Source organism: Achromobacter sp. DH1f (genome assembly GCF_000633435.1).
In the GTDB taxonomy this organism is placed as follows: domain Bacteria; phylum Pseudomonadota; class Gammaproteobacteria; order Burkholderiales; family Burkholderiaceae_B; genus Achromobacter; species Achromobacter deleyi.
In genome coordinates this window covers 233,088-247,718 of the sequence record NZ_AYMF01000011.1, presented here as the reverse complement: position 1 = coordinate 247,718, position 14,631 = coordinate 233,088, and the positions used below count along the sequence as shown (strand labels likewise).

The 14,631-nt window shown below is 66.5% G+C and carries 12 protein-coding genes and 1 tRNA gene; 6 read left to right on the top strand and 7 right to left on the bottom strand.

Annotation, left to right across the window (positions count from 1 at the left end; translation table 11 throughout):
* The first annotated feature begins 36 nt into the window (after window positions 1-36).
* A tRNA-Arg gene (locus tag U858_RS0112175) sits at window positions 37-111 on the top strand.
* A gap of 354 nt (window positions 112-465) precedes the next feature.
* Window positions 466-1,725, top strand: a complete 1,260-nt coding sequence (gene pbpG / locus U858_RS36130) for a D-alanyl-D-alanine endopeptidase (protein ID WP_042884834.1) — start codon at window positions 466-468, stop codon at window positions 1,723-1,725.
* A gap of 130 nt (window positions 1,726-1,855) precedes the next feature.
* Here pbpG and U858_RS0112165 read toward each other — a convergent pair whose 3' ends face one another.
* On the bottom strand, window positions 1,856-2,245 hold the full coding sequence (locus U858_RS0112165; protein ID WP_025137432.1) for a ribbon-helix-helix domain-containing protein: 390 nt from the start codon (window positions 2,243-2,245) through the stop codon (window positions 1,856-1,858).
* A 211-nt stretch (window positions 2,246-2,456) separates the two neighbouring features.
* Here U858_RS0112165 and adhP point away from each other — a divergent pair, with 211 nt between their 5' ends.
* Window positions 2,457-3,482, top strand: coding sequence for an alcohol dehydrogenase AdhP (gene adhP / locus U858_RS0112160; protein ID WP_025137431.1), 1,026 nt, complete (start codon window positions 2,457-2,459; stop codon window positions 3,480-3,482).
* Window positions 3,483-3,530: 48 nt separating this feature from the next.
* Here adhP and U858_RS0112155 read toward each other — a convergent pair whose 3' ends face one another.
* From U858_RS0112155 to U858_RS0112140, 4 genes are all read right to left on the bottom strand, one after another.
* Window positions 3,531-4,109, bottom strand: coding sequence for a DJ-1/PfpI family protein (locus U858_RS0112155; protein WP_025137430.1), 579 nt, complete (start codon window positions 4,107-4,109; stop codon window positions 3,531-3,533).
* Window positions 4,110-4,282: 173 nt separating this feature from the next.
* A complete protein-coding gene (gene ybaK / locus U858_RS0112150; protein ID WP_025137429.1) occupies window positions 4,283-4,771 on the bottom strand; it encodes a Cys-tRNA(Pro) deacylase in 489 nt (162 codons plus the stop codon).
* A 43-nt stretch (window positions 4,772-4,814) separates the two neighbouring features.
* Window positions 4,815-5,798: a site-specific tyrosine recombinase XerD gene (gene xerD / locus U858_RS0112145; protein WP_025137428.1), complete on the bottom strand. Its 984-nt coding sequence runs from the start codon at window positions 5,796-5,798 to the stop codon at window positions 4,815-4,817.
* A gap of 39 nt (window positions 5,799-5,837) precedes the next feature.
* Entirely contained in the window at window positions 5,838-6,743 is a 906-nt protein-coding gene (locus tag U858_RS0112140) for a LysR substrate-binding domain-containing protein (RefSeq protein ID WP_025137427.1), read from the bottom strand.
* A 182-nt stretch (window positions 6,744-6,925) separates the two neighbouring features.
* On the opposite strand from U858_RS0112140, the gene U858_RS0112135 reads away from it, so the two are divergent.
* The 3 genes from U858_RS0112135 to U858_RS0112125 all read left to right on the top strand — a co-directional run bounded on the left by U858_RS0112135 (window position 6,926) and on the right by U858_RS0112125 (window position 11,163).
* Complete coding sequence (locus tag U858_RS0112135) at window positions 6,926-8,608, top strand: thiamine pyrophosphate-binding protein (RefSeq protein WP_025137426.1); 1,683 nt, start codon at window positions 6,926-6,928, stop codon at window positions 8,606-8,608.
* 130 nt (window positions 8,609-8,738) lie between these two features.
* Window positions 8,739-9,932, top strand: a complete 1,194-nt coding sequence (locus U858_RS0112130; RefSeq protein ID WP_025137425.1) for an acyl-CoA dehydrogenase — start codon at window positions 8,739-8,741, stop codon at window positions 9,930-9,932.
* A 244-nt stretch (window positions 9,933-10,176) separates the two neighbouring features.
* Complete coding sequence (locus U858_RS0112125; protein WP_025137424.1) at window positions 10,177-11,163, top strand: TRAP transporter substrate-binding protein; 987 nt, start codon at window positions 10,177-10,179, stop codon at window positions 11,161-11,163.
* A 12-nt stretch (window positions 11,164-11,175) separates the two neighbouring features.
* On the opposite strand, the gene U858_RS0112120 is transcribed toward U858_RS0112125, so the two are convergent.
* Complete coding sequence (locus tag U858_RS0112120) at window positions 11,176-12,846, bottom strand: phage tail protein (RefSeq protein ID WP_025137423.1); 1,671 nt, start codon at window positions 12,844-12,846, stop codon at window positions 11,176-11,178.
* Between the two features lie 120 nt (window positions 12,847-12,966).
* Entirely contained in the window at window positions 12,967-14,601 is a 1,635-nt protein-coding gene (locus U858_RS0112115; protein WP_025137422.1) for a tail fiber protein 2, read from the bottom strand.
* Window positions 14,602-14,631: the final 30 nt, after the last annotated feature.

Below are 14,631 nucleotides of genomic sequence, written 5' to 3'. Positions count from 1 at the left end.
GATTGCCCTTCGCGGCAATCGCAGCATGCCCTCCGTCTCGCCGTAGTTAAATGGATATAACCGGCCCCTCCTAAGGGTCAATTGGTGGTTCGATTCCACCCGGCGAGGCCACCCTTCCCCCGGCCTTGACTGCGCCCCCCGCAGCCCCGCCCCTGGCGTTATCCCGCCCCCTGCATCGCCAACCCCAAGAAAATTCAGCCCTTTCAGCAAGATGAGGGTTAATCCGGGCTACGCTCACGCGCCGCGCGACGGTAGCTTCTCGGGACGCCGTTGGTGACAAATTGATCATCCGTCAATATGTCCCCGGTATTTTTTTAGGCGATGATAGCGAATCGTCTTGCGCGCAACTTGAAATTGCTGTTTAAATTCGACGCGTAAGCCTCTAATTCATCTGGACTTTTCCTGAAGCACCGCAAGCCCGGACCGGGAAATAATTCTTCACAGACTGACAAGCCTGCTCAAACCATGGCATTTAACTGGAAACGTGCGATTGCGAACGCGATAGCGCCGGCGGCGCTGGCGATGTGCGCGCTCCTGCCCTCCGCCGCGTTCGCCGCGAAAAACACCGACCCTTGCAAGACCAACGCCAAATCGGCGGCCTGCAAGGCGCAACAAGCCAAGAAGACTCCCGCCGCCAAAGCCGGCGCCGGCAAGCAAAGCGCAGGCAAGGCCGCGCCCAAGGCTGCCGCAGGCAAGCAGGCCGCACCGAAGTCGGCCGCCGCCAAGGGCACGCCGAAGGCGGCCGCTGGCAAGCAGGCCTCGGCCAAGGGCGCCCCCAAGCCGGCCGCCGGCAAGAAGGCCCCGCCCAAGGGCGGCAAGCAAGCCGTGGCGGCGCAGACCCCGGCCAAGAAGGGCGCCGCCGGCAAGAACGGCAAACCCAACAAGCCCGCCCGCGGCCAGCGCACGGCCGCTGCCGCATCGGCCGCCATGCCGCCGCCCGCCGTGTCGGTGCGCGCCGAAGCCGCCGCGCTGCGTTCCAGCACCGCCTACGTGCAGGACCTGGCCACGTCCACCGTGATCTTCGCCAAGAACGAAAACGTGGTGCGCCCCATCGCTTCCATTTCCAAGCTGATGACGGCCGTGGTGGTGGTGGACGCCAACCAGCCCATGGACGAAATGCTCGAGATCACCGACGAAGACGTCGATGGCCTGAAGCACACCACCTCGCGCCTGCGCGTGGGCACCAAGCTGTCGCGCGGCGACATGCTGCACCTGGCGCTGATGTCCTCTGAAAACCGCGCCGCCAATGCGCTGGGCCGTCACTATCCCGGCGGCCTGCCCGCCTTCGTGACCGCCATGAACGCCAAGGCGCAGTCGCTGGGCATGACCAGCACGCACTTCATCGAGCCCACCGGCCTGTCCAGCAACAACGTGTCGTCGCCGCACGATCTGGCCCGCCTGCTGCGCGCCGCCTCGCAGCGCCCGCTGATCCACCGCTACTCCACCGATACCGAGTACGACGTCGAGATCAACAACCGCACGCAGACGTTCCGCAACACCAACCTGCTGGTGCGCAAGCCCGACTGGGACATCAAGGTCTCCAAGACCGGTTACATCAACGAAGCCGGCGAATGTCTGGTGATGCTGGCCCGCATCAACGGCCGCGACCTGGCGATCGTGCTGCTGGATTCGCAGGGCAAGCTCTCGCGTATCGGCGACGCGGTGCGCATCCGCCGCATCGTGCAAAGCGAAGTGGCCATGGCCTCGGCCCAGCCTGGCGGTTGATGCCTGCGGCAAACGCCCACGAAAAAGCCCGATCCTGGATCGGGCTTTTTTTTCGCCTGCGCCGCCCTGCCCTGACGGTACGCCTGCCGCTGCGCCGGGGCGTGGGGCCGGCCTGCCGTGACAAGGCCGGCTAGGCGGCCACCGGCCGTTTCTGGCGCAGGGGCTGCGGGTCGTACAGCGACGTCGGCAGGCCTTCGAGCACGGCTTGCGCATTGAGCGAGCGAATCGGTACGCCCGTGTCGGCAGGAATGCGGCCTTCGGCCTGCAGCAATTGATAGCGCAGGCAGCAGACGCGCAGGAACGAGGTGAAGTTGGCCGCCTCGCCGCGGTACTCGATCAGCTCGTCGTATAGGCGTTCGATCAGTTGCGTGACCCGCATGCCGTCGCGCGCCGCGATTTCTTCCAGCACCTGCCAGAACAGCTGTTCGAGCCGCAGGCTGGTGGCCACGCCATGCAGGCGCAGGGAACGGGTTTCGGGCGCGTAGGACTGTTCGCTCGCGCGGATGAAGATTTCACACATGAGAGCTCCTGGTGCGGGGACGGGGCTGCGGTCCACTGTACGACGACAGGCGCGGGCGCGGCAAGTTGCGGCGTTTTGCCGGAAATCCAGGCGGCATTCTGAAACGACACGTTTCGACCGGCCCCGCATCCGGACACGGTTGATATAAATCAAGGTCTCGGACGCGTGCCCATCCGAGCATGGTGAAACTGATCTGACTTCGGAGGTAGTGATGGACAAAACGATGAAGGCCGCAGTTGCACGAGCATTCGGCAAACCCCTGGAAATCGAAGAAGTCGCGGTGCCGCGTCCCCGGGCCGGCGAACTCCTGGTAAAGATTGAAGCCTGCGGCGTGTGCCATACGGACCTGCACGCAGTAGAGGGCGATTGGCCCGTCAAACCCAACCCGCCGTTCATTCCCGGCCACGAAGGCGTGGGCCACGTGGTGGCCGTGGGCGAAGGCGTGACCCATGTGAAGGAAGGCGATCGCGTCGGCATTCCCTGGCTGTATTCCGCCTGCGGCCATTGCGAACACTGCCTGGGCGGCTGGGAAACCTTGTGTGAACAACAGCAGAATGCGGGCTACTCCGTCAACGGCGGCTTTGCCGAGTACGCGCTGGCGGCGGCCGACTATGTGGGGCTGCTGCCCAAGAACGTCGGCTTTGTCGACATTGCCCCGGTGCTGTGCGCCGGCGTCACCGTCTACAAGGGCCTGAAGATGACGGATACCCGCCCGGGCAACTGGGTGGTCATTTCCGGCATCGGCGGCCTGGGCCATATGGCGGTGCAATATGCGCGCGCCATGGGGCTGAACGTGGCGGCGGTGGACATCGACGACGACAAACTCGCCTTTGCCAAGCGGCTGGGCGCCGAGGTCACCGTCAACGCCAAGACCACCGACCCGGCGGCGTACCTGAAGAAGGAAATCGGCGGCGCTCATGGCGCGCTGATCACGGCGGTATCGCCCAAGGCCTTCGAGCAGGCGCTGGGCATGGTGCGGCGCGGTGGCACGGTGGCGTTGAACGGCTTGCCGCCCGGCGATTTCCCGCTGTCGATCTTCGACATGGTGCTCAATGGCGTGACGGTGCGCGGTTCGATCGTGGGTTCGCGCCTGGATCTGCAGGAATCGCTGCAATTTGCCGAAGAAGGCAAGGTGCACGCCACCGTGGCCACCGAAAAGCTGGAGAACATCAACAGCGTGTTCGACCGCATGCGCCGCGGCCAGATCGAAGGCCGCATCGTGCTGGACTTCGCGTAGAAAAAAAGCGCCTGCCTCGCGGCAGGCGCTTGTTCCTGGGCGACACGCTCAGTGCGTGATCTTCGTGCCCAGCACGGCCAGGAACTGCGATAGCCACGCCGGATGCGCGGGCCAGGCGGGCGCCGTGACCAGATGACCATCGGTATAGGCCTGATCGATGCCGATCTCGGCATACGTGCCGCCGGCCAGACGCACTTCGGGCGCGCACGCCGGGTAGGCCGAGCAGGTGCGGCCCTTCAGGATGCCGGCGGCGGCCAGCAGTTGGGCGCCGTGGCACACGGCGGCGATGGGCTTTTTGGCCTGGTCGAAGGCGCGCACGATGTCCAGCACCTTTTCGTTCAGGCGCAGGTATTCCGGGGCGCGGCCGCCGGGGATCACCAGGCCGTCGTAGGAGCCGGCTTCGACGCGATCGAAGTCGTAGTTCAGCGCGAAATTGTGGCCGCGCTTTTCGCTGTAGGTCTGCGCGCCTTCGAAGTCATGAATGGCGGTGGCGATGCTTTCGCCGGACTTCTTGCCCGGGCAGACCGCGTGCACCGTGTGCCCCACGGCCAGCAACGTCTGGAACGGCACCATGGTTTCGTAGTCTTCGGCGTAGTCGCCGACCAGCATCAATAGTCTCTTGCTCATGCTTGTCTCCTGAGATGGGGGGGCTGGGCCGGTTCAGGCGCCCAAGGCTGGGCGGCCGGTTCTTGATGTTCTTTGGCCATTGTGCCCCCGGCGCCCCGCGCAAGGGTGGTAACGGGATACCACGCGCGGACCGAACCGGCGCGCGGCCGGTCGACCGACGCAGAACCCGCGCCCTATTCCAGCGCCACCGTCACCGGCTTGGCTTCCAGCAGGCTGACCAGCACGTTCGGGTCGATACCCACCAGGTAGCCGCGGCGCCCGCCGTTGATGTAGACGACCGGGTACTGCAGCACGTCGGCCTCGACCCACACCGGCATCTTCTTGCGCGTGCCGAAGGGGGACGTGCCGCCCACCTGGTAGCCCGAGTGGCGCTGCGCGACCTCGGGTTTGCAGGGCTCGACCTTTTTCAGGCCGGCCTGGCGCGCCAGGTTCTTGGTGGAGACCTCGCGGTCGCCGTGCATGACCACGATCAGGGGCTTGGCCGCTTCGTCTTCCATCACCAGCGTCTTGACCACCGCATGCGGGTCCAGCCCCAGCTGGCGCGCCGCCTCGCCGGCGCCGCCATGATCGACGTAGTCGTAGGTGTGCTCGGTGTAGGCCACCTTGTGCTGCTTGAGGAACTGGGTGGCAGGCGTTTCGGAAACGTGGCGGGCTTTACTCATGGGGATTGCGTTTGAAATAGGACGATAAGGCGACGACCCGGCGTCAGCCCCGAGGATGATGCGCGGCGTGCAGCGCCTTCAGGCGTTCGCGCGCCACGTGGGTGTAGATCTGCGTGGTGGAAATATCCGCGTGGCCCAGCAGCATCTGCACCACGCGCAGATCGGCGCCGTGGTTCAGCAGGTGCGTGGCAAAGGCGTGGCGCAGCACGTGCGGTGACAACGGCGCATTCACGCCGGCCAGCAGCGCGTATTTCTTCACCAGTTGCCAGAACGCCTGGCGCGACATGGCTTCGGCGCGGCCGGTGATGAACAGCGCATCGCTGACGCGGCCGGCGGCCAGTTCGGGCCGCGCGGTTTTCAGGTATTGGTCGATCCAGTGCGCGGCCTCGGCGCCCAGCGGCACCAGGCGATCCTTGCCGCCCTTGCCCAGCACCACGCGCACCACGCCTTCGTTCAGGCTGACATCCAGCGCCCGCACGCCCACCAGTTCGGACACGCGCAGGCCGGTGGCGTACAGCGTTTCGAGCATGGCGCGATCACGCAGGCCGCGCGGCTGACCCAGGTCGGGCGCGCGCAGCAACGCATCCACCTGCTGCTCGGACAACGTCTTGGGCAGGCGCGGCGGCTGCTTGGCAGCCACCAGCGTCAGGCAGGGATCGCTCGGCGCGCGGTGCTCGCGCAGCGCCCACGCATAGAAGCGCCGCAGGGCCGCCAGGCGCCGATTGGCGGTGGTAGCGCGGGTTTCCTCGTGGCGAAAGGCGAACCAGGCTTCGATGTCGCCCTTGTCCGCCTCGGCCAGGGGTTTGGCGGGACCGGCCGGCAAGGCATGGGGGGACGCCGCGTCGCCGTAGCGATCGGCCATCTCGCGGGCATAGGCCTCGGGGTCTTCCAGCCAGCGTGCGAACCCCGTCAGGTCGCGGCGGTAGGCGGCCAGGGTATTGGCGGACAGGCCGTCTTCGAGCCAGACGGCGTCGATGAAGGCGTCGATGTCGGGCTGGGACGCTAGCGCGGGGCGGGGTTCTGGCATGGCAAGGACTGAAGAAATTGGCCCCATTCTACGGCGGCGTCAGCGGCCGGCCACCGCGGCGGCGGCCGACTTGAGCCAGGCTTCGAACAGCTTGAGCGCGTCCGATCGTTCGCTGCGCAGCGGATAACCGAAGTAATAGCCCTGGCTGACCGTCAAGGCCTGCGGCACCGGCATGGCCAGCGTGCCCTGGTCCAGCGCCGGCTGCGCCAGGAAGCGCGGCATCAGGCCCACGCCCAGGCCGGCCTGCACCGCGGCCATCACCATGGTGAACAGCTCGTAGCGCGGACCGCCGGCGGCCTGGGGGCCATACAGGTAGTTGTGGGCGCCATACCACTGGCGCCAGGCGTCGGGGCGCGAACTCAGGTGCAGGTGGGTCATGCCGGCCAGCGCGCTGGCGCCGGCCTCGGTGACCCGGGCCGCCAGCGCCGGAGCGCACACCGGCACCAGTTCGCGCTCGGGAAACAGCAGCACGCCCTGGGTGCCCGGCCATAGCGTATCGCCGTGGTACAGCGCACCGTCGAACGGCTGGTCCTTGAACTGGAAGGGCAAGGTGCGCACCGACAGGCTGACGGTGATGTCCGGCTGTTCGCGCTGGAAGTCAGCCAGCCGCGGAATCAGCCAGGTGGTCGCCAGCGTGGGCACCACGGCAATGTGGATGCTGCGGCCCATGCCGGTGCGGCTGACCAGGCCGAAGGTGTCTTTCTCGATCTGGTCCAGGTGGTGGCGGATGCGGCCGGCGTATTCCGCGCCATGGTCGGTCAGCACGATGCGCCGCCGCACGCGGGTGAACAGTTGCACCCCCAGGCGGGCTTCCAGGCTGGCGACCTGGCGGTGGATGGCGCTGTGGGTCAGGGACAGTTCTTCGGCCGCCCGCGAAAAGCTGCCCAGACGGGCAGATGCCTCGAAGGCCTGCAACGCGCTCAGGTTGGGAATGCCGTTTCTCATGGAGCGGGAACCGCCTGGAAAAAAACCGAAAAACCCGGGAAAACCCGCAGCCCGCTTATCGCGGCGCAGCATCGGGGGTCGTGCCGGGGGGTCACTAGATTGTGCAATTTTATCAATTGCGTTGTGCGATCAAGGAACATTATGCTCGGGAGTCCCAACCTCGGCTTACTACGTCCCCCACCATGTCCCAGCAAGATTCCCGCCTTGGCGGCCATATCCTGGTAGACCAACTGGTCGCCCAGGGCGTCAAACACGTTTTCTGCGTTCCCGGCGAGAGCTACCTGGCGGTGCTGGACGGCCTGCACGATGCCGACATCAAGGTCACGGTGTGCCGCCAGGAAGGCGGCGCGGCCATGATGGCCGACGCGCACGGCAAGCTCACCGGCGAACCCGGCATCTGCATGGTCACCCGCGGCCCGGGCGCGTCCAACGCGCTGGCCGGCGTGCACATCGCCAAGCAGGACTCCACCCCCATGATCCTGTTCGTCGGCCAGATCGAACGCGGCATGCGCGAACGCGAAGCCTTCCAGGAAATGGACTACCGCGCCGTCTTCGGCACGCAGGCCAAGTGGGTCACTGAAATCGACCAGGTCGAACGCATTCCCGAACTGATCTCGCGCGCCTTCCACGTGGCTACCTCGGGCCGCCCCGGCCCCGTCGTGATCGCGCTGCCCGAAGACATGCTGGTCGAAGCGGCCAAGGTGGCCGACGCGCCGCGCTACGAAGTCATCGACGCCGCCCCCACGGCCGGCCAGCTGGCCGACCTGCAACAGCTGCTGGCCCAGGCCCGCAACCCGGTCGCCATTCTGGGCGGCACCCGCTGGGATGCGCGCGCGGTGCAGCAGTTTGCCGATTTCGCGCAGCGCCATGCGCTGCCCACGGCCGTGTCGTTCCGCCGCCAGATGCTGTTCCCGGCCGACCACCCCTGCTTCATCGGCGACGTCGGCCTGGGCATCAACCCTGCCCTGCTCAAGCGCGTGGCCGACGCCGACCTGGTGCTGCTGGTGGGCGGGCGCATGTCCGAAAACCCCAGCCAGGCCTACACACTGTTCGACATCCCCGTGCCCAGGCAGAAGCTCGTGCACGTGCATCCGGATGCTGGCGAACTGGCGCGCGTCTATCGCCCCACGCTGGCCATCAACACGTCCCCCGCGGCCTTCGCCGACGCGCTGGCCGGCCTGAAGGCCCCCGCCCAGCCCGCCTGGGCCGAAGGCACGCAGGCCATGCGCGAGTCGTACCTGAAATGGAGCGACCCGGCCGCCGTCACCACGCCGGGCGTGCTGCAGATGGGCCAGGTCATGGCCTACCTGGAAAAGACACTGCCGGCCGACGCCATCATGACCAACGGCGCAGGCAACTACGCCACCTGGCTGCATCGCTTTCACCTCTTCACGCGCTACGGCACGCAGTTGGCCCCCACCTCGGGCTCGATGGGCTACGGCCTGCCCGCGGCCGTGGGCGCCAAGCGCGTCTGGCCCGACAAGACCGTGGTCTGCTTTGCCGGCGACGGCTGCTTTTTGATGCACGGCCAGGAATTCGCCACGGCGGTGCAGTACGACCTGCCCATCATCGTGGTGCTGGTCGACAACGGCATGTACGGCACCATCCGCATGCACCAGGAAAAGCACTACCCCGGCCGCATTTCCGCGACCGAGCTGAAGAACCCGGATTTCGCCGACTACGCCCGCGCCTTTGGCGGCCACGGCGAACGTGTCGAGACCAACGAGCAGTTCGGCCCGGCGTTCGAACGCGCCCTGGCCAGCGGCAAGCCGGCGATCCTGCACTGCTTCATCGACCCGCAGGCCATCACGCCATCCACCACGCTGGACAAGATCCGCGACGCCGCGCTCAAGGCCCAGCACTGATCCCCGACCGGCAGCCAGGCCACGAGCGGCGCGCAGGCGCGCGTCGCGCAACCCCCGGCTTGCCGCCCGAATTATTTTAGGTTTAAACTTTCCAGATTCCGAAAACGGAAATCCATAGCGGAGACCCAGCATGTCCTCGAATCCTTCCTTCCATTGGCAAGACCCCCTGTTGCTGGACCAGCAGCTCACCGAAGAAGAACGCATGGTGCGCGATGCCGCCTACGCCTATTCGCAGGACAAGCTGGCCCCGCGCGTGCTGAACGCCTTCCGCAACGAAAAGACCGACCCGGAAATCTTCTCCGAAATGGGTGAGCTGGGCCTTCTGGGCGCCACCATCCCCGCCGAATACGGCGGTGCCGGCCTGAACTACGTCAGCTACGGCCTGATCGCCCGCGAAGTCGAACGCATCGACTCGGGCTACCGCTCGATGATGAGCGTGCAGTCGTCGCTGGTGATGGTGCCCATCAACGAATTCGGCAGCGAAGCGCAAAAGCAGAAGTACCTGCCCAAGCTGGCCCGCGGCGAGTGGATCGGCTGCTTCGGCCTGACCGAACCGAACCACGGCTCGGACCCGGGCAACATGGAAACCCGCGCCGTCAAGACGGCCGACGGCTACAAGCTGTCCGGCAATAAGATGTGGATCACCAACTCGCCCATCGCCGACGTGTTCGTGGTGTGGGCCAAGTGCGTCGGCGGTGAATTCGACGGCAAGATCCGCGGCTTCATCCTGGACAAGGGCACCAAGGGCCTGTCGGCTCCCGCCATCCACGGCAAGGTCGGCCTGCGCGCCTCGATCACCGGCGAAATCGTCATGGACGAAGTGGAAGTGTCCGCCGACCAGATGATGCCCGGCGTGTCCGGCCTGAAGGGTCCGTTCACCTGCCTGAATTCCGCCCGCTACGGCATCGCCTGGGGCGCTGTCGGCGCCGCCGAAGCCTGCTGGCACACGGCCCGCCAGTACACCCTGGACCGCAAGCAGTTCGGCCGCCCCCTGGCCGCCAACCAGCTGATCCAGAAGAAGCTGGCCGACATGCAGACCGAAATCACGCTGGCGCTGCAAGGCTGCCTGCGCCTGGGCCGCATGAAGGACGAAGGCACCGCCGCCGTCGAGATCACCTCGATCATGAAGCGCAATTCCTGCGGCAAGGCGCTGGACATCGCCCGCCTGGCCCGCGACATGCTGGGCGGCAACGGCATCTCCGATGAATTCGGCGTGGCCCGCCACCTGGTGAACCTGGAAGTGGTCAACACCTACGAAGGCACGCACGACGTGCACGCCCTGATCCTGGGCCGTGCGCAGACCGGCATCCAGGCGTTCTATTGATCGCCTGCGTAACGCCAGGCAGGCAACGGGGCCATCGATAGCCGCCCCGCTTGCCTGCACCGACAAGCCGCCCGGGGTCAGTTCACCCCGAGGCGGCTTTTTCATGCGCCGCGACACGCCTTCAGGGTAATCAAGAACTAGCCGCGCCACCGGCCTTGCCGTACGCTTTGCGGCATTGGCCTGGCGCCGGCCCGCTGCATCGCCTGCCCGACCCCGGATTTTCCGTCACGACCAGGAGTCGCGCATGCTTCGCAGTCCCTCATTCCGCCTGTTGGCGGGCGTTGTCATTGCTTTCGCGGGCCACGGCGCCTTTGCCGCCACCACCCTCACCATGACCACCGAGTACCCGGCCACGTCGATGCCGGGACAAGGCGTGTCCACCTTCGCCGACCTGGTGCGCAGCAAGAGCGGCGGCCAGGTGCTCATTGACGCAAGCTTCGACGCCGCGCGCGGCATCAAGTCGGGCGACATGATCGATGCCGTGCAAGCGCGCAAGGTCGATGCCGGCGACGCCTTTGCCGGCGCCCTGGCGGCGAAGTACCCGCTGTTCGGCGTGTCGTCGCTGCCCTTCCTGGCCGACTCGCTGAGCAAGGCACGCGCCTTGAACAAGTCCGCCCGCCCTGCCTATGAAAAGCTGCTGGCCGCGCACGGCCAGAAGCTGCTCTACACCACGCCCTGGCCGGCCTCGGGCATCTGGTCCAAAGAGAAAGTGGACAGCGTGGCGGCGCTGAAGGCGCTGAGCATCCGTACGTACGACACCACGTCGCAGGACGTGATGCAGAAAGCCGGCGCCCGCGCGCAGAACATATCGTTCGCCGACGCTATGCCGCGCATCGCCTCGGGCGAGGTCAACGCGGTGCTGTCGTCGGGCGACGGCGGCGCGGGCCGCAAGCTGTGGGAACACCTGCCGCGTTTTGCCGAGATCAACTACGCCATGCCGGTGTCGGTGGCGACGATGAACCTGCAGGCCTACCAGGCGCTGGATGCGAAGTCGCGCCGTGCCATCGACCAGGCCGCCGCCCAGACCGAGGCCGAGCAATGGAAGCGCATCGAAGGCCGGCTGCAGCAGAACTACGCCAACATGCGCAAGAACGGCGTGACGATCGACACGGCGGTGCCGATGTCGGTGCGCAAGGCGCTGAAGGACGCGGCGGCGGATTCGGTGAAGCAATGGGAGGCGGCGGCAGGGCCGGATGGGGTGAATGTCTTGAAGGCGATGCGGCGGCCGTGAGGCGATAAGGCGTCAGGCGTATTCCCAGCTGAAACCCGTGTCGACATCGGCATTCACCGCATCCACCGTCCACCATAAACCGGGGGGAACCTGCATGGTGAACCCACATCGCATGCCTGCGTAGCCCCCCGGGATGGTTTCATAGTGATAGGTCACCGCATCCGCGCCATTAGCCGCGTTGTTGAAGTAGCCGGCAACAAGAATGGTTCCGGCGGCGGTCCCGATGAAGCGCGATCCCACCATGATGGGACGACCCGTCGTGTTCTGATACCACGTACGCAATACCGTGGTGCGCTGACGTAGCTTTTGCCCGGTGCCGAATACCTGGCTCTTCAATTGTTGAAGCGCGGACTGCGCCTGGGCAAGGTCGGAGGCCAGTTGTGCAGCATCTACAGCACCCGGGTTGTTGACCACGCCGAACAGCTTCACCACCCAGCAGCCGGTGGCATTCAGCGGGCGATTCTCGCTAGCCGTCCGCGCACTCAGCGAGTTGTCGAACCTCAACGTATCTCCGCCGTTGTTGACGGGATAGGCCGGGGACGTCCGCGCCACACGGTCACCCTGACGGCTACCGCCGAAGACACCCGTGCCCGCACCGCTGATCACGCCGTAGGCAAGCGCCTGCTCCGCCGCGATCCACTGCATCGCATCGCGCTGAATCAGCCCGTCCGTCCCGACAGACAACGCCCCATCGCCCCGCAGCAATACCGCTCCCACAGTGCCGGCCGACTTTCCGTTCAAATCTGGCACGCGCAGCGTGGTCGCCCCGTCACCTGTTGTATAGCTGGCCCGCGTCGTCGCATCGCTTTGCCAAGTGGCCTCCGGCACCACCGGAAATTTACCCGCCTGCACGCTCGCCCACATATCCGGATACGTCGCCCGGTTGATCACCTGCCCGTCCAGCGGCGCCCAACCGGCGGGAATCGCCGTACGGCTCGGCCACCACGTCACGAAACCCAGCGGAATGCTGTCGATCGGCGGCAATTGCGTGACGGGCACGCGGCCATCGGCGGCCAACGTCGCCACGCCGCCGGGCTGCCCTTTTTCAGCGAGCGGCACGGCATCCTGCATCGCCGGCAATTGCGCAGCAGGCACACGGCCTTCGGCGTCCAGCGTCGGTACACCGCCGGGCCGGCCTTTGTCGGCGGCGGGTATCAACGCGGGCAACTGGCCCGCCACGATCCGGCCGTCTGCCGCCAAGGTGGCAACGCCGTTCGGCTGCGCCTTTTCGGCGGCGGGAATCAGGTCGGGCAATTGCACCGGCGCGATCTTGCCATCCGCGGCCAGGGTGGCGACGCCGCCGGGCTGGCCCTTTTGCGCCAAGGGCACGGCCGGCTCCGTGATCGGCAGGAAATCCACCGGCACGCGGCTGCCTTCGTCCAGCGGCGCGACGCCGCCGGGCGCTGCTTTCTGTGCGAGCGGGATGGCCGGTTCCGGCAGATGCGCGGCGGGCACCTTGCCGGCGGCGTCCAGTGGCGTCACGCCACCCGCGGCGCCCTTTTCCGTGGCGGGAATGGCGGCGTCCGCCTTGCGCTGCGCGGCCGCCGCCGCGACTTCCACGGCGTCGACGCCGCTGCGAGTCTTGGTGAAGTTCTCGTTGACGACGACCATGGCATCACGCAGCGTGTCGCCGGTCTGGTCGTTCGGCGCCTGGCCGACCTTGATGGGTTTGAGGATTTGCATGGGAAAGCTCTCGGAAGCGGTCTCTGCATCGGGACCGCAAAAAAAGGCCGCAAGCGGGCTCGCTGGCGGGCATTGAAAAGAATTGGCTGATCGAGATGTCTTCAATAGACCCTGAGGCGGCTACCTGTACTCGCGCCACCCACCAAAACTCATGTTGTCGAATAGAACGGCGTAGCTCGCGCCCGACGGCACCACCGAATTCATCGCTAACGTAACGCCGTTGCCCGTTGCGATGACACGCGTGGCCATGACCGAATTGATCGTCAGATACATGTTTCCGCCGGCGGACGATGCCGTACTGCCCCATACATAAACGCAAATGGGGCGTCCGGTGGCATTGACATAGGTTGGACCAAATGCACGCTGGCCCTGCATATCCTGCAGCGTTTGGCCAAACCCCAAGGTCTGTCCTTTCAAGGCTTGAAAGGCGGCATTCAGGACCGCGAAATCGCTGGCGAGCTGCGCGGCGTCCGCAACCCCTGGATTGGTCACCGCTGCGAAGGCATGTATCGTCCATACCCCCGTGGCATTGGCCATCCGCGTTTCGTCGCCGGTGTTGGCAATCCATCGATTGCCGGACGTGGTTTGCCGAGTCGTCGTGAATGTGTAGCCGACGAAATTCCCCGAAGGCATCACGGCGTTCAACGACCCATCGGCCAGGACGTTGGTCGCCTGGTTGAATCCGCTGACCACGCGGTAGTCCATCGGACCCAGTTGATCTACCTGCAGCCTGCCCGGCGTGCCTGCGGATCTCGCGCCGTCGCCCCGCAACACCATCGCCGCCAGCGAACCGCTGGCGACACCATTCATGTCCGGCACGCGTATCGTCAAGGCCCCGTCGCCGAGCGTGTAGCTGCCGCGCTTGAGCGGGTCGGCCAGCCAATCCGCCTCTGGCACGACGGGCACCCTGCCCCCCGTCACCATGGCGGCCAGGTCGGGAAAGGTGGCGCGCGAAATGGTCTGGCCGTCCGCGGGAATCTGCCCGGCCGGGATGGAGGCGCGCAACGGCCACCATGCCATCGTGGCAACCGGCAGGCCCATGGGAATCGGCGGCATCTGCTCGACCGGCACGCGGCCGTCGCCCCCCAACGTGGCCACGCCACCCGGCAGGCCTTTTTCCGCCAGCGGCACGGCGTCCTGCACCGCGGGCAGTTGCACGGCGGGCACGCGGCCATCGGCGCCCAGCATCGCCACGCCGTTGGCGCGGCCTTTCTCGGCCACCGGGATCAGCGCCGGCAACTGCGACGGGTCGATCTTGCCGTCGACGGCGAGCGTCGCAACGCCATAGGGCTGCGCCTTTTCCGCGACCGGAATCAGGTCGGGCAATTGCAGCGGCGTGATCTTGCCATCTGCCGCCAGCGTGGCGACGCCGCCGGGCTGGCCCTTCTGCGCCAACGGCACTGCCGGTTCCGTGACCGGCAGGAAATCGACCGGCACCCGGCTGCCTTCATCCAGCGGTGCGACACCGCCCGGCGCCGCCTTCTGTGCCAGCGGAATGGCGGGTTCCGGCAGATGCGCGGCCGGCACCTTGCCTGCCGCATCCAGTGGCGTCACGCCGCCGGCCGCGCCTTTTTCCGCGGCGGGAATGGCGGCGTCCGCCTTGCGCTGCGCAGCGGCTACCGCGACTTCCACGGCATCCACGCCGCTGCGAGTCTTGGTGAAGTTCTCGTTCACGACGACCATCGCGTCGCGCAGGGTATCGCCGGTCTGGTCGTTCGGCGCCTGGCCGACCTTGATGGGTTTGAGGATTTGCATGAAGGGCCCTTGAAGACAGAACGCGGCAGC

What these genes read in the sequence shown, in the direction of transcription:
- pbpG (WP_042884834.1), top strand. Translation starts at nt 466, where the DNA reads ATGGCATTTAACTGGAAACGTGCGATTGCGAACGCGATAGCGCCGGCG.
- adhP (WP_025137431.1), top strand. Translation starts at nt 2,457, where the DNA reads ATGGACAAAACGATGAAGGCCGCAGTTGCACGAGCATTCGGCAAACCC.
- xerD (WP_025137428.1), bottom strand. Translation starts at nt 5,798, where the DNA reads ATGCCAGAACCCCGCCCCGCGCTAGCGTCCCAGCCCGACATCGACGCC.
- U858_RS0112130 (WP_025137425.1), top strand. Translation starts at nt 8,739, where the DNA reads ATGTCCTCGAATCCTTCCTTCCATTGGCAAGACCCCCTGTTGCTGGAC.
- U858_RS0112115 (WP_025137422.1), bottom strand. Translation starts at nt 14,601, where the DNA reads ATGCAAATCCTCAAACCCATCAAGGTCGGCCAGGCGCCGAACGACCAG.
- U858_RS0112120 (WP_025137423.1), bottom strand. Translation starts at nt 12,846, where the DNA reads ATGCAAATCCTCAAACCCATCAAGGTCGGCCAGGCGCCGAACGACCAG.
- U858_RS0112125 (WP_025137424.1), top strand. Translation starts at nt 10,177, where the DNA reads ATGCTTCGCAGTCCCTCATTCCGCCTGTTGGCGGGCGTTGTCATTGCT.
- U858_RS0112135 (WP_025137426.1), top strand. Translation starts at nt 6,926, where the DNA reads ATGTCCCAGCAAGATTCCCGCCTTGGCGGCCATATCCTGGTAGACCAA.
- U858_RS0112140 (WP_025137427.1), bottom strand. Translation starts at nt 6,743, where the DNA reads ATGAGAAACGGCATTCCCAACCTGAGCGCGTTGCAGGCCTTCGAGGCA.
- U858_RS0112165 (WP_025137432.1), bottom strand. Translation starts at nt 2,245, where the DNA reads ATGTGTGAAATCTTCATCCGCGCGAGCGAACAGTCCTACGCGCCCGAA.
- U858_RS0112155 (WP_025137430.1), bottom strand. Translation starts at nt 4,109, where the DNA reads ATGAGCAAGAGACTATTGATGCTGGTCGGCGACTACGCCGAAGACTAC.
- ybaK (WP_025137429.1), bottom strand. Translation starts at nt 4,771, where the DNA reads ATGAGTAAAGCCCGCCACGTTTCCGAAACGCCTGCCACCCAGTTCCTC.